Source organism: Aeribacillus sp. SP014, from assembly GCF_054055575.1.
The window spans coordinates 1,987,502-2,001,374 of the sequence record NZ_JBSRXI010000001.1 but is presented as its reverse complement, the minus strand read 5'-3'; the positions used below and the strand labels follow the sequence as shown (position 1 = coordinate 2,001,374).

Below are 13,873 nucleotides of genomic sequence, written 5' to 3'. Positions count from 1 at the left end.
AAAAAATTTGCCTTCCAGCAAGGAAAACTATTAAGCTAGTTTTCCAATGCGGACTTTTCTCTAATCCAAGTCCAAATAGAAGGCAGATTCCACTACATTTGCTAAAACAAGGAATAAATATCTAACATATCTTGATAAGCTTTCACTAAATTTAGAATCCTTTTTTGTGAGTCTCCATCCCCGCTGCAACAATATATATTGACTTAAGCCAAAAATGAAAAAAATCGTTTTCTATATTTTATATAAATAAGTAAAATAAGCGGCTTCCTGCTTTACATAAATTCTTTCGAGCAGCATGAAGCATTGCTTAAACTGATACAGCCTTCAACAGTTCTTTTACCGCATAGGCAAAGCCGTTCTCATCGTTCGTTTTCGTGACAAAATCGGCCTTTTCTTTCACTTCCTTTGGAGCATTTCCCATTGCAACCGATGTGGTCGCGATCTCGAATTGGGCAATGTCGTTGCCTCCGTCGCCAAACGCATAAATTTCTTCAAATGTCAGCTGCTTCATTTTTTGATAGCGTAAAATCGCTTTTCCTTTATGTGCTTCGCTGGAGGTAATTTCAATATTATTAGGAAATGATGAGGCAATGGATAGGTCGCTTCTTTCGCTTAATGCTTCCTTCACTCGATCGATTTTTTCCGTTTCATCATGATTCACTAATCCAATCAGCTTATAGATTTTTACATTTTCCAGCTTGAAAATAGAGTCATAATCAAATTGGCGAAACATCTCTTCGATCTCATTCCAGCTCAGCTTATGCAAAGGCGGTAAAGTGGATGGAAAGCCACCCTGATTGGTGTAAACGAGAATTCCGACATCCAGAGCTTTTACTGCTGCAAAAATTTCTTTAAACGTTTTTTCATCTATTGTTGCTTCATACATCAGCTCTCTTTTATCGGAATATAATACAGCCCCATTAACACAAAAAATCGGCACTTGGAGCTCTTCAACCGCTTTAATCTTGATGACGTCCGGAAATGCACGCCCCGTATTTAAAATGACTTCATGTCCTTGCTTTTTCAATTCATGTAAAACTGATAAATTTTCATGTGAAATTTCATGCTGCGAATTTAATAGTGTACCATCTAAATCAATTGAAAAACATTTCATATCCTCATCCCAATTCCTTTCTTTTTTTAAAATAATAAAGAAACTTCTTATTTTTCTCTTACCTATTTTATCAAAATCGTCCTGATCGCTGTAAAGATTTCCTGTTTACAAGAAAATCACTGCATAATGGCCAAAAAGCCTGCTTTGCCAGAAAGTCAATTTCCGCTCGGTTGATGGCTGCCCAAAAGATGAAAGAGGTTTAGAAAAATAAAAAGAAAGCTTCAGTACAAAATGGACAGTGACATCTATGCAAAAATAGCTGGATTCGAAGCATCGGCTGGGCATACAACAAATGACAAGAAGATGGCAAATAGATACACGCACAACTAGGCTATAGATGCAAATTGTCTGGTTTTTTTACCTTCAACTGGAAAAATTTTTTCATAGTGATTCACTCTTCAATGTTATAAGTTTTTATTAGGGAGTGAATATCAAATGATCTATCGAAGTGTCAAACAACTGGAAAAAGAATATAAACTAAAAGAAGCCCTTCGTTCTGTCAGAGATTTATGGTATCAACTAACGGAAGGGTATGTAACGATCCCTGAATCGACTGAAAAGCTTCAATCTTTCATTGAATATTTTGAAGGAGAATTGCCTGCAGGATGGATCCTCACAATGGATGAACAAGGAACGATACAAGCACGTACAAATTATTCTAATAGATTTAGTCAGATGCTAGTATGTAAAAGCTTTTCTGGAAAAGAGCGTGTAAAAATAATTTCTTAAAAGTTTTCCCTCAGTATCGCAGACTGAGGGGTTTTTTGTATAAAATGAAAAATTTCAAACATAATACTAACTGTTAAAAAATTACTTAGGAGGGATTGAAGGTATGAATCAATTAGGTGCTCATGAATTAATGGAAGTACATGAAGTTTTAACAAACACAATTGATGGAATTAACCAATTTCAACTTTATCAGCCCCATTGCAAAGATCCAGAGCTGCAAAACATTTTGCAAAATCAAATCATTTTTATGACAAATGAATACAATTCAATCGTTCAAATAGTAAGAAACAAGAGCAGTCAGCAAAATTTCAGCACTTACCGCCCATTGAAAAATGCAAGCCCTTCCTTTGGCACCTCAGGCGGAACACCGGAAGCTCCCAACAGCTCAATAAACGAGATGAACGACCATGATGTTGCGTCAGGAATGTTAGGATGTTTAAAAGCGTCAGCAGCATTAAGAATGCATGCTGCATTGGAATGCTCAGATCCGGAATTAAGAAATGTCGTGCTTCAAGGGGCGAAAAATTGCGCAGAGCAAGCTTATGAAGTTTGGCAATATATGAACCAAAAAGGTTATTATCAAGTGCCGGTCTTTCAGCAAAATACTGCTCAAGCGATCATCAATCATTATCAACCGGCTGGCAATCAAATGAACAATCAGCAGACATAAAACGATAAAGCAGCAGGGCTTACCCTGCTTCTGCTTTATTTTTTAGCTATTGCCAAGAAAAAAATTAGCTTTCGCTCATAATTTGCTTGTTTTCTTTTTCCCTTAGACTTTCGTCTTTTGCTGCTTGCGAATTTTTCATAAAAAACGATAAGATGAGAGCGATCGCAGAGAATATACCTGCCACTACAAAAGATATATTTACTCCATGTATCATTCCTTCAATACCTTTTTCAGGCAACGCTGTATTTGTCATGACTGTCACAAGCAAAGCTGTTCCAACTGCACCAGCTACTTGCCGCATTGTGTTGTTCATCGCAGTTCCGTGTGAAATTAAATATGTAGGCAGTTGATTTAAACCAGCGGTTGTCACCGGCATCATGACCATCGCAACACCGACCATCCTGAAAGCATTTACTGCCGCTAAATATGTAAATGTTGTATGTAAGGTGAGATGTGACAGCATAAACGTCGTGATCGTTAAGGTAAAAAATCCAATAATCACAAGCCATTTGGCACCGAATTTATCAAATAATCTGCCTGTTATCGGGTTGGCCACCCCTTGGACAAGTGCGCCTGGCAAGAGCACCAGTCCGGACTCAAATGCTGAAAATCCCAGCATATTTTGCATAAACATCGGCAAAATAACTGCTCCGCCAATCATAGACATAAACACAATCATGCCTAAAACAGTTGTGATCGAAAATGTCTTGCTTTTAAATACTTTGAATTCCAGGATCGGCTCATCCAATTGCAGCTGTCTAATTATAAACCAAGTAAGAGTGGTCAAACCGATGAAGAGCGATAAAATAACTTGACCGCTCCCCCAGCCGCTGCTTCCAGCTGCGCTGAATCCATACAATAAACCGCCGAAGCCTAACGTTGAAAGGATGATGGATAAAATATCGATTTTTGGGTAAGTTTGCCGCGTAACGTTTTTTAGGATGAAAAAAGCTAAGATAAGATCAATGATTACAATAGGTAAGAGCACATAAAACAAGCTTCTCCATGCAAAATGCTCTACAAGGTAACCGGATAAAGTCGGACCAATTGCCGGCGCAAATGCAATAACGAGTCCAAACATCCCCATTGCCGTTCCTCTTTTTTCAACGGGAAAAATTAAAAACAAGATTGTCTGCATCAGCGGCATGATAATTCCGGCACCAGCAGCCTGCGCCACTCTCCCTGCCATTAAAACAGAAAAATTGGGAGCAATTGCACAAATTGCAGTTCCAACAGCAAAAATTCCGATGGCTGTAAGAAACAGTCCTCTTGTCGTAAAACGACCAATCAAAAACGCGGTGATCGGTATCATAATCCCATTAACAAGCATAAAAATCGATTGCAGCCATTGAACTGTATTGGCATCAACTTTGAAATCCATCATTAAATGCGGCAAAGCAGTTCCAAGCAACGTTTGGTTTAAAATGGCAACGAAAGCACCGGACATTAACACAATCATGAGCGGCACTTTATTAAAGGTTTCCTGTGCCAGGTCTCGTTCTTCTCCCATATAAATCCTTCTTTCTAACAATTTTTCTATATTATTTAGCGATACAAATAGACTGCTTAATACATGTTATTGTAATATTTTTTCTTTGTAAATAGGAAGAATATACACTTGATGGGGATGAAACTTGAAGAGCGTTTTCCATAAATGAAGCAATTGTTGTCTTTATATTTATATTAGCGTACATTACCATAGTGAAGGAAGATGAAGAAAAAAGCAATTGTTTCGCTCACCTTTATTTTCTTTTTTGATAATAAGTAAGTAGGAAACGTTTGAAAAAATTTTTACATCATAAGTGTCAAAAAAAAATATCACTCCTTCCAATATAAAAATTTCTCTTTCGGTTTGAATTGTTTCAAATGCAAAACCCCTTTTCAGCTTTACTTTTTGAAAAGGGGTGACAACAATTTGAAAACAAAAGCATCTTATTTAAATATTTTCAATCGCTCTTCTATTGGTTTTATTTCTTTATCACCGGGCTCAGCTGTCGGTTTTCCGAACGGCATTTGAGCAATTAGTTTCCATTCATTTGGTATATTCCATTCTTGCTTCACTTCATCATCGATGAGCGGATTATAGTGCTGCAGCGAGGCGCCCAATCCTTCAATTTCCAACGAAGTCCAAATCACAAATTGCAGCATTCCAGAAGACTGTTGTGACCAAATCGGGAAATTGTCCGCATATAATGGGAATTGTTCCTGCAACCCTTGAACAACGCGGTCATCTTCAAAGAACAATACAGTACCGTATCCATTTCGGAATGAATTTATTTTTTCATCTGTTGAAGCAAATTGATCCGCTGGAACAATTTTTCGCAACGTTTCTTTCGTTATATCCCACAATTTGTTATGATGCTCGCCAAGCAAAAGAACGACTCGGGCGCTTTGGGAATTAAAAGCGGATGGTGTATATAGAACTGCGTGGCTGATCACTTCTTGAATACGCTCATCAGAAACAGTTGATTCTTTACTGATTCCGTAATAAGTGCGTCGATGTTTGACTGCTGAATAAAAGTCATTTGACACGTTCATCTCTCCTTTCTGAATTTCAATCTTTTTATATCATTCCTTTTAAACGCTTTGCCTATTACACTTCTTAGTAACGTTTTGAATAAAATTTTTTCTTGTAAGAGCCGTATTTTGAGGGATATAATTTACATGAAATCAATAATATTAGAAAAGGCGGTAAAAACTTGAAACAGCGGAACTTATTTTTCTACATTTTGATTTTTGCCATGATGTTTCTGTTCGGATGTACATCAAAAGAATATAAATCCAACATGGAATCTGGTATTGAAGCGCTAAAAAAAGAACAATACAGCGACGCCATCTCGTTTTTTAACAAAGCTCTTCATGAAAAAAACACTGAAGAAGCTCAATTGGCGCTGGATTTGTCAAAACAAATTAAAGACAGCGTTGCTGCCCTTGAAAAAGGAGAATTTGAAACCGCCATATCATTGGCAGAAAAAATCAAAAATTCAAATGAAACCTCCAAGGTTCTTGATATTCTCAAACCGAAAGCTGAAAAAATAATCGAAGAGGCGGAAAAAACGAGCGCTGCTTTAAAAGAAATGGAATCTGAACTTGAGTCAGGGAAAGCATTGTTGGAAGAAAACAAGTTTGACGAAGCATTCGCCATATTTAAGAAAATTGCGGAAACAACATCAAATAACGAGAAGATCGTCAGCGTTACCAAAAATGCAGAACAATTCATGAATCAAGCGGCTGCGGCGAAAAATCAATACTTGCAGGAGCAGGAGAAAAAACTTCAAGAAGAGCGGCAAAAAGCTGAAGCAGAAGCAAAAAAGAGAAAGGAAGAGCAAAAAAAGGCTGAGGAATCAAAGAAAAGCCGTCCTATAAGCCATACTGAAGCTGAACAGTTAGTCCGGGAGTATTTAAAAATTGAAAATACTTCTAACGTTTACGTTGAATATGATCATGATAATGAAAAAGGCGAATATATTATTCACGTTTATGAAATCGTGATCAGTGATCCGGAGACAAAAGAGGGACATACTTCTACATGGGGCTGGTATGCAGTCGACCCGGTCAAAAAAGTTGTGCGTGATGCGTTTGAATAACAAATTTTAAGGATTTTCCGGTGGATACATTCGGAAAATCCTTTTTCTTTAGTTATTTAATCAGAATGATATTAATCAACTGATAAGGCTTACAAAATTGCCTTGCTCATTAAACAGCTACTAAGTATTGTTCAAGGATCGAACGCATTTCAGGAGTTAAAGGCTCAGAACGCTGCAACTTAAAATTGTAATGAACGATAACTCCTTCCCCTTTTGCGATCAATTTCCCCGTTTCTGCATTTTTTATTTCATGCTCCATCGAAAAGCTTTTCGTTCCAATCCGCGTAATTTTTGAAGTTACCGTTAATGTATCATGGGCATACGCTTGAGCAAGGTAATCGCATTTTGTGGATGCTAAAATAAATTTCCAGTCTTGGTTCCCTACTTGTTTTGACATGTGTTGTAAAAATTTAGTCCGAGCTTCCTCCATATACAAATAATAGCTTGTATTGTTAACATGGCCTGACGCATCCGTTTCGCAATATCTTACATAAATTTCTATATCCGGAATGGTTTTCATGCTAAATCGTCCTTTCTTTTATGTCTTATTTTTCTGTTTTTATCAATCGATCGATATTTATGTATGAATGGAATTGAATCCTTCATGTGTATAGGAATTGTCCATCGGATCATCGATGTGTTTCAAGAAAAAGCAAATTGCTGTACAACGTTTGAAGAACAGGCGTTTCAACACCAATCTGCCGCCCCTTTTTCACGATAAACCCGCACAATGATTCGATTTCCATCCTTTTTCCGTTTCAATCGATCTTGCAGCATGGACGGCTTATGCTTCAGAGCTGCTCCTGAATTGGCAAAAGTGCGATGAAACATTTCTTCATCTAATGGAATCCCGATTTTATTGGCTACTCGCATCACTTCTCGGCAAGCATTTTCAGCTGTTTTCCTCAATTCTTTATGCTCCATAATTTCACCGACAGTCGCTTTGGATAAAGCAGCAAGCGGATTGAAGGTTGCATTCCACAACAGCTTTTTCCACTTATCCAGCATGATATCATCTGTTGTTTTTACAAAAATTTCAGCTTGACGAAAAAGATCTGCCACTTTATCGCGGAACGAAATGAGTGATTCATCCAGAGCACCGATCACTAGTTTTGCTCTTCCGCTATGCTTTATGACCCCAGGCTCTTCCACATGTGACGACAGATAGGTTGCAGCTGACAAGAGCCTTTTTCCACCTAAAATTTGAGCGAGCTTTTCTTCATTGTCGACTCCATTTTGCAGCGTCAAAACAACTGCGCGATCATTCCGCAAAGAGGCAATCTGTTCTGCTGTACTTTCCGTGTCGGTTGATTTCACACAAAACAGTATCAGCTCACAATCAGCAAAACCCTCTATTTTATCTGTAAAAACACCGTCTATTGTGAGGAGTTGATCATTCGTTTTAACCACTAAACCTGATTTTTTCATTGCCTCTAAATGCTTGCCCCTTGCAAGGAAAACAACATCATGTCCGGCTTTCTTTAATAAAGCTCCAAAATAGCCGCCGACCGCGCCAGCTCCAGCAACAGCGATTTTCATAACATTCCCCCTTCAATTGAATCAAAAAGCTTATGAATGACAGAATAAACAGAAAATAATGAAATGCAAGTTTTGCACCTCAATTATTAACCTAATCTTTTCATTAATCAAGTGAAAGCATTCGGGACTGAAAAGTCTTGAGTGTTTAAAACCAATAGTAAAAACGAGCCTCCCAAACAGATGATAATCTTGAAACCAATATCAGACTCTAGACTATTATGATTTATTCTATGTTCCATGAGGATTCGCAAAGCGCGCAGATCACTAACACTCATAACTTAAAATGACGGCAATGCTATAAAAAAAGAAGCAGAAGTTGAAAAAAGCCTGTCCAAAATGAACGAACTCCGTGAAATAGCATCTCTCCCCCGCCGAATCGTTGACTTAGCTTTCGAATAAAATACGCTGAATTTATAAGTCTTGTAAACATACAGCTGCTAGCACGTTTTTGCTTTCTTACATTTTACAGTTTTATATGAAAAACGAACAGATAGGTTAATCTTTTTCCGCTCCATAATGATGTTTCTCGCAATCAAATAATGAAGCTTTTTCTTTTTTCTAATAAATTTAAGCATCCATCCAACACACATAACCCCGTTCTAAGTTTAGGACGGGGTTACAATAAAATGGTTTACTTTTTAAGAACAATGCTTCACTTACATCAAGTTTTTTAAAGGTTAATCATTGGATAAAATGACTTTCATCGCTTTTTCTTTAGCCGCATTGCGAAATACTTCGTATGCCTGCAAAATCTGGTCCAGCGAAAAACGATGAGTGACTAACTGTTCCGGTTTAATTTTTCCTGACTGCACCGTCTTTAGCAGCATCGGTGTCGTACTCGTGCTAACTAGTCCAGTTGTGATTTTGACATTGCGAATCCACAATTGTTCTAAGTGCAATTCGACAGGCTTACCATGAACACCAACGTTGGCCAACCGTCCGCCCGGCTTTAGGATTTGCTGGCAGATGTCGAAGGTCACCGGGAATCCGACCGCTTCAATCGCTACGTCAACACCTTTTCCGTCCGTTAGTTCAAGCACTTGCTCAACCGCATTTGTCTTTGAGCTGTTCACTGTCTTAGTGGCACCGAACTTTTTGGACAGCTCCAGACGATTATCGTCAAGGTCGATCATGATGATTTCCGCTGGTGAATAAAGCTGTGCTGTCAACAGTGCTGCCATTCCGACCGGTCCGGCCCCGACAATTGCGATTACATCCCCTGGTTGAACTTCGCCGTTGATTACCCCGATTTCGAGACTTGTCGGAAAAATGTCACTCAACATAACAAGCGCTTCTTCATCGACTCCCTCAGGGATATGATACATGCTTGTATCCGCATATGGAATCCGAACGTACTCTGCTTGGGTACCGTCGATCAAATGCCCTAAAATCCAACCGCCTTTTTCACAGTGTGCGTACATCGCTTTTTTACAATAATCGCAGCTTCCACAGGAAGTCACACAAGAAATCAGCACTCTGTCTCCAGGTTTGAAATTGTTGACACTTGAGCCGACTTCTTCTACTATACCAACACCTTCGTGTCCCAATGTCCGTCCGTCAGTTACAGCCGGTACATCTCCGCCCAAAATATGTAAATCTGTTCCACAGATTGTCGTTTTGGTGATTCTTACGATGGCATCTGTTGGTTCCTGAATCGTAGGCTTGTCCTTCTCTCCCCACTCAAGCTTGCCTGGTCCACGGAATATTAGTGCTTTCATCATCATACCTCCTAAATATATTTGTTCGTAAGCTGTCTTCGGTTTCAAATAAAGGCCATGGCGGGTCTAACTAAATTAGATGTTACTAGCGGTTTGTTATCCCAAAGGTATTTTTCCCCTTGCGATCAAGAAATTATTCTGCTCAATAGGTATGTATGATATATATCCCCCCTCTCAAGTTAACATAAAGTATCTTGCCGGAAGTTCCCTATCACAGATTGCGTGGGCAACAGGGTCAGGAAAAAGTGTTAGTGAGCCGCTGAAACCATATATACCTTTTTTTATCAAATTGCCAAGCTTCCACAAATCCACCCCTTTTTACCTATATTGTAACAGATTTTAAAATATTTCGTTTTTTATTTTTGTTAATTTTCAAAATTGCCAGCTTTCTCCTTGTCTCTGCTGATTTTAAGAAACGAACATGTTCCTAAATTGAGTGTGATTGATTTCTTGAGGTAATACGAAAGAACTAAATTTGAACATGCATCCTCTATATGAGAACAGTCAATCATCCCATAGTACAACCTTTACAAGAATTCATTGCCTTAAGAGATATAAAACTGAAACATATTATGCTTTTTCATTCAACTAATGCAAGCCTCCCTCCTTTCCGTTATACTTAAAACGTTGTTGATTGAAAGAAAGGAGCATTATATGAAATCTCTCGTTTTAGCTGAAAAGCCGAGCGTTGCACGTGAGATAGCCCGTGTGCTTGGCTGCAAAAAAGAGCATAAATTTCACTTTGAAGGAAGCAAGTATATCGTAACGTGGGCGCTCGGTCATTTAATTGAATTGAAGATGCCGGAACATTACGATCCAAAATATAAAACATGGCGGCTGGAAGATTTGCCAATTATCCCAGAAAAAATGGGGTTAAAAGTAATTAGACAAACGAGCCGGCATTATAAAGGCATAGAACTGTTGGCGAAACGAACGGACATTAAAGATTGCATTATCGCAACAGACGCCGGACGTGAAGGCGAACTCGTTGCAAGATGGATTTTAAAAAAGCTGAACTGGAAAAAGCCGATTTTGCGCCTATGGATTTCATCTCAGACCGATAAAGCCATTCGTGACGGTTTCAAGCATTTAAAACCTGGGAAACAATTTGAAGCATTATATCAGTCTGCTGTTTGCCGTGCTGAGGCAGATTGGCTCATCGGCTTAAATGTGACAAGAGCTTTGACGACGAAATATAATGACCCGCTTTCGGCAGGGCGCGTGCAGACCCCAACCCTTGCCATGATCATGAAAAGGGAAACAGAAATTCAAAAATTTGTACCGAAGCCGTATTGGACGATTCATGCAAAAATCGGTTCCATTCATACCATCTGGGAGCGAAACGGCGAAAAAAGAATTTTTTCCAAAGAAACGGCTGAACATCTATTGGCAAACCTGAATGGTAAAAAAGGTACAGTCATCAAAGTGGAGCGCAAGCAAAAGAAAGAACATCAGCCGCTGCCATACGACCTAACCGAGCTGCAGCGGGATGCCAACAAGCGTTTCGGATTTTCCGCAAAGAAAACGTTAACGATACTGCAAAAGCTTTATGAGCATTATAAGCTTGTCACATACCCGCGGACAGACTCCCGTTATTTAACTGCGGATATGGAATCGACAATGTTTGACAGGCTTCAGGCAATGGCTTCCGGCTATAAAGACGAAATCCGTCCTCTCCTTTCCAACAAAGGAAAAATTTTATTAAAACGGGTGTTCAATAATGAAAAAGTGACCGATCATCATGCCATTATCCCGACGGAGGAACCGCTAAATATGAGCCAGCTTTCCACTGATGAAAGGAAGCTGTATGATTTGATTGCCCGCCGGTTTTTGGCGCTGTTTTATCCTGCTTACGAATATGAAACCGTCCATGCGGTTTTTGATGTGAACGGAGAAACACTCACTGCAAAAGAGACAATTGTATTGAATAATGGATTTAAAGCCGTTTTAGGGAAGCAGCAGGATGAGCCGGAAAACAGAAACATCCCTGCTTTAGTTAAAGGACAATCTTTTGCTGTTCATCAAGTAGAAATAGAAGAAAAATTGGAAGAACCTCCTCTTCGCTATTCAGAGGCGGACATTCTTACGCAGATGGAAAAGTTCGGACTCGGCACTCCTGCAACTAGGGCGGATATTATTGAAAGACTTATCGAAACAGAAGCGGTTGAGCGAAAAAACGGAAGGTTCTACCCAACGAAAAAAGGTAAACAACTGATTGAACTTGTCAATGATGAACTAAAATCACCTGAACTGACAGCGCGCTGGGAAAAAGAGCTTGAAGCGATCGCACGGGGAAAAGGAAATCCTGAATTTTTCCTAAACAACATTCGCAAGCAAACGAAACGGCTCGTTAATGAAATAAAAAATAGCGATAGAAGCTACAAAGCACACAATTTAACCGGCTCCATGTGCCCGGAATGCGGCTCCTTTTTAAAAATACGTTCTACAAAAGAAGGACGTTTATTAGCATGTTCGAACATGGAATGCCGCTATAGCAAACGAAAAGATCCGAAGCTGTCCAACCGGCGCTGTCCACAATGCAAAAAACGAATGGAAATCCATAACGGCAAAGCCGGCGTTTACTTCCAATGCCGCCGCTGCAATGTGGTTGAAAAAGCGGAAGAAAAGAAAACGGCAGTCAATAACCGCAAAGATCGGGCTTTAATTCAAAAATACAGCCCGAAAAGCGATTCTTTTGGCACAAGTTTAGGTGATTTGTTAAAACAGGTGTTGGAAGAACAGCAATAAATAAAAAAGCTTCCGGATGCTGCGTTTACGACAAAAAGTTAGCTTGTTTCTATTTAAAAACGGTGTCACGACGAAGCTGGAATGGTATGCAGTTTGTTTCAAATTTTTAAAAGGGATTTGTCAAATAAGTCATTTTTTCGGCTTATAGACAAACCCCTTTAATATTTAGAAACGTTCATATCGATGCTTATGATTATAATGGACTCCACTTTCTGGACAGCTCCTTACCATTCATTAACTACACGCGAATTAAAACGTTATGTACTATTTGTTCCCCCTGCATTTCTAAAAAGCTCAAAACAGTCAACCACATACATTCGAAAATGGTCTCCCCTCTTTCGACCTCTCCAAAATATTTACACATGCTGCAGGGTCTTTATCGAACAGTAATCCTCAAGTCGAGATGTTTATAAATTTCTAAAAAAAGCGGCACCTAAATAAGGCGCCACTTTGAAAGGATTAGTTTTTTTGTACGTTTGCCGCTTGAGGTCCGCGTTGGCCTTCGACAATTTCAAATTTAACAGTTTGCCCTTCTTCTAACGTTTTAAAACCATCGCCTTGAATCGCCGAAAAATGAACAAACACATCATCTCCACCATCGACTTCAATAAATCCAAACCCTTTTTCACTGTTAAACCATTTTACCTTACCTGTGTTCATGCTTTTTCCTCCAAAAAAAAGATTTTACCATTCATTGTTTGTTTTTCATAAGAAAAAAAAGCCGCACACTCATGAGAAATGCAGACCATATAAGATCGCCTGCATTTCAATATGAGGTACGACTTATAATGGATCCATGATAAAACGAACTAAATGGCTAATTCATTATAACCAATCAAACATAAAGAGTCAAGAAAATGTAAGAATGTTCTTGACTCTTTAAGGGTGATACTTTATGTTATACGCTGCTTTCCCCTAAAAACAAATCTCATTCACTGCCGCGGTAAAGAAAGAACAGAGCTGTCAGCATTAGCCCGATCCCAATCAGGCGGTTTATGTCTATTCGATTTTTCGGCATTCCAAATAATCCAAAATGATCAATGATGACGCTGATGGCCATTTGACCGATGATTCCTGCAAGGAGCGTTACGGCCACCCCAACCTTCGGAACAGAAATAATGGTAAACGTGACGAACATCGCGCCTAAAAATCCCCCAAGCAAATTCCATTTTGGAACTTGAAACAAATCGGTAATGTGGCCCTTTCCAAAAAATAAAACAAGGAACGCTAAAACCATTGTTCCAACAAAAAAAGAGACAAATGCTCCTTCAACAGCACCGATTTTTTTGCCTAGACTTCCGTTAATCGGCGACTGTATTCCTATCATCATCCCACCCAGTATCGCTAAAAAAATGTAAATCCATTTCATCCTGAACCCTCCCCAGAAATATAATTTCTCTTCTACCCGCTTGAACTCCTTTACGTAAAAACGTTCTTAAGTAAAAAAGTTGATTTTCTAAAATTTTCATTTTGTAAAAAAAGAAGAGACTTAAAAAAACGGCGCTTTTGTAAAAGCTCTTAAAATGATGAAAGACAACAGAATTTATCAATAAATTTTTGTTGTCTGAAAGTGCAAACCTGCCGTTCAGATGAGAATCAAACCCGTTAAATAATTTTCTAGCACCCCCACAGAAAATGATGCTGTAAAGGAGGAGATGAAGACCGATCTATTTGTTTGATGAAGAGCACAACGTTTACAAGTATATTCGGCCTGATGATTAGTTCAATTATCCATTAACGACAATTTACTACACTTGTTATATGTAAA

Annotated in this window: 13 protein-coding genes; 4 read left to right on the top strand and 9 right to left on the bottom strand. The window is 38.9% G+C overall.

Translation table 11 applies throughout. The features are described from left to right. Positions 1 to 307 precede the first annotated feature (307 nt). Positions 308 to 1,114 (bottom strand): Cof-type HAD-IIB family hydrolase, encoded by an 807-nt coding sequence (locus tag ACVIJU_RS09770; protein WP_063389525.1) that lies wholly within the window; start codon positions 1,112 to 1,114, stop codon positions 308 to 310. A gap of 435 nt (positions 1,115 to 1,549) precedes the next feature. Between ACVIJU_RS09770 and ACVIJU_RS09765 the strand changes: the two genes are divergently transcribed. Both ACVIJU_RS09765 and ACVIJU_RS09760 read left to right on the top strand, forming a co-directional pair. Continuing rightward, positions 1,550 to 1,843 carry a hypothetical protein gene (locus ACVIJU_RS09765; protein ID WP_066246704.1) on the top strand — a complete coding sequence of 98 codons (294 nt, stop codon included), beginning with the start codon at positions 1,550 to 1,552 and terminating at the stop codon, positions 1,841 to 1,843. A 103-nt stretch (positions 1,844 to 1,946) separates the two neighbouring features. Continuing rightward, a complete protein-coding gene (locus ACVIJU_RS09760; RefSeq protein WP_063389527.1) occupies positions 1,947 to 2,513 on the top strand; it encodes a spore coat protein in 567 nt (188 codons plus the stop codon). Positions 2,514 to 2,577: 64 nt separating this feature from the next. Here ACVIJU_RS09760 and ACVIJU_RS09755 read toward each other — a convergent pair whose 3' ends face one another. Beyond that, positions 2,578 to 4,023, bottom strand: a complete 1,446-nt coding sequence (locus tag ACVIJU_RS09755) for a DHA2 family efflux MFS transporter permease subunit (RefSeq protein ID WP_456687517.1) — start codon at positions 4,021 to 4,023, stop codon at positions 2,578 to 2,580. A 422-nt stretch (positions 4,024 to 4,445) separates the two neighbouring features. Further along, positions 4,446 to 5,051 carry a nitroreductase family protein gene (locus tag ACVIJU_RS09750; protein WP_456687516.1) on the bottom strand — a complete coding sequence of 202 codons (606 nt, stop codon included), beginning with the start codon at positions 5,049 to 5,051 and terminating at the stop codon, positions 4,446 to 4,448. A gap of 161 nt (positions 5,052 to 5,212) precedes the next feature. Here ACVIJU_RS09750 and ACVIJU_RS09745 point away from each other — a divergent pair, with 161 nt between their 5' ends. After that, positions 5,213 to 6,100, top strand: coding sequence for a hypothetical protein (locus ACVIJU_RS09745; RefSeq protein WP_456687515.1), 888 nt, complete (start codon positions 5,213 to 5,215; stop codon positions 6,098 to 6,100). A gap of 109 nt (positions 6,101 to 6,209) precedes the next feature. Here the strand turns inward: ACVIJU_RS09745 and ACVIJU_RS09740 are convergent, their stop codons facing one another. From ACVIJU_RS09740 to ACVIJU_RS09725, 4 genes are all read right to left on the bottom strand, one after another. Continuing rightward, a complete protein-coding gene (locus ACVIJU_RS09740; RefSeq protein ID WP_311067274.1) occupies positions 6,210 to 6,620 on the bottom strand; it encodes an acyl-CoA thioesterase in 411 nt (136 codons plus the stop codon). Positions 6,621 to 6,729: 109 nt separating this feature from the next. Continuing rightward, positions 6,730 to 6,816, bottom strand: coding sequence for a hypothetical protein (locus tag ACVIJU_RS09735; protein WP_456687934.1), 87 nt, complete (start codon positions 6,814 to 6,816; stop codon positions 6,730 to 6,732). Next, positions 6,788 to 7,639, bottom strand: coding sequence for a ketopantoate reductase family protein (locus ACVIJU_RS09730; protein ID WP_456687514.1), 852 nt, complete (start codon positions 7,637 to 7,639; stop codon positions 6,788 to 6,790). The genes ACVIJU_RS09735 and ACVIJU_RS09730 overlap by 29 nt, the downstream gene beginning before the upstream one ends. A gap of 677 nt (positions 7,640 to 8,316) precedes the next feature. Continuing rightward, positions 8,317 to 9,357, bottom strand: a complete 1,041-nt coding sequence (locus ACVIJU_RS09725) for a zinc-dependent alcohol dehydrogenase family protein (RefSeq protein WP_130156581.1) — start codon at positions 9,355 to 9,357, stop codon at positions 8,317 to 8,319. A 654-nt stretch (positions 9,358 to 10,011) separates the two neighbouring features. Between ACVIJU_RS09725 and ACVIJU_RS09720 the strand changes: the two genes are divergently transcribed. Next, positions 10,012 to 12,105 (top strand): DNA topoisomerase III, encoded by a 2,094-nt coding sequence (locus tag ACVIJU_RS09720; protein ID WP_456687513.1) that lies wholly within the window; start codon positions 10,012 to 10,014, stop codon positions 12,103 to 12,105. Positions 12,106 to 12,564: 459 nt separating this feature from the next. On the opposite strand, the gene cspD is transcribed toward ACVIJU_RS09720, so the two are convergent. Together cspD and ACVIJU_RS09710 are read right to left on the bottom strand one after the other, a co-directional pair. Then, positions 12,565 to 12,765 carry a cold-shock protein CspD gene (gene cspD, locus ACVIJU_RS09715; RefSeq protein WP_063389535.1) on the bottom strand — a complete coding sequence of 67 codons (201 nt, stop codon included), beginning with the start codon at positions 12,763 to 12,765 and terminating at the stop codon, positions 12,565 to 12,567. Between the two features lie 268 nt (positions 12,766 to 13,033). After that, positions 13,034 to 13,474, bottom strand: a complete 441-nt coding sequence (locus tag ACVIJU_RS09710; RefSeq protein WP_063389536.1) for a DMT family transporter — start codon at positions 13,472 to 13,474, stop codon at positions 13,034 to 13,036. Between the last annotated feature and the right edge of the window lie 399 nt (positions 13,475 to 13,873).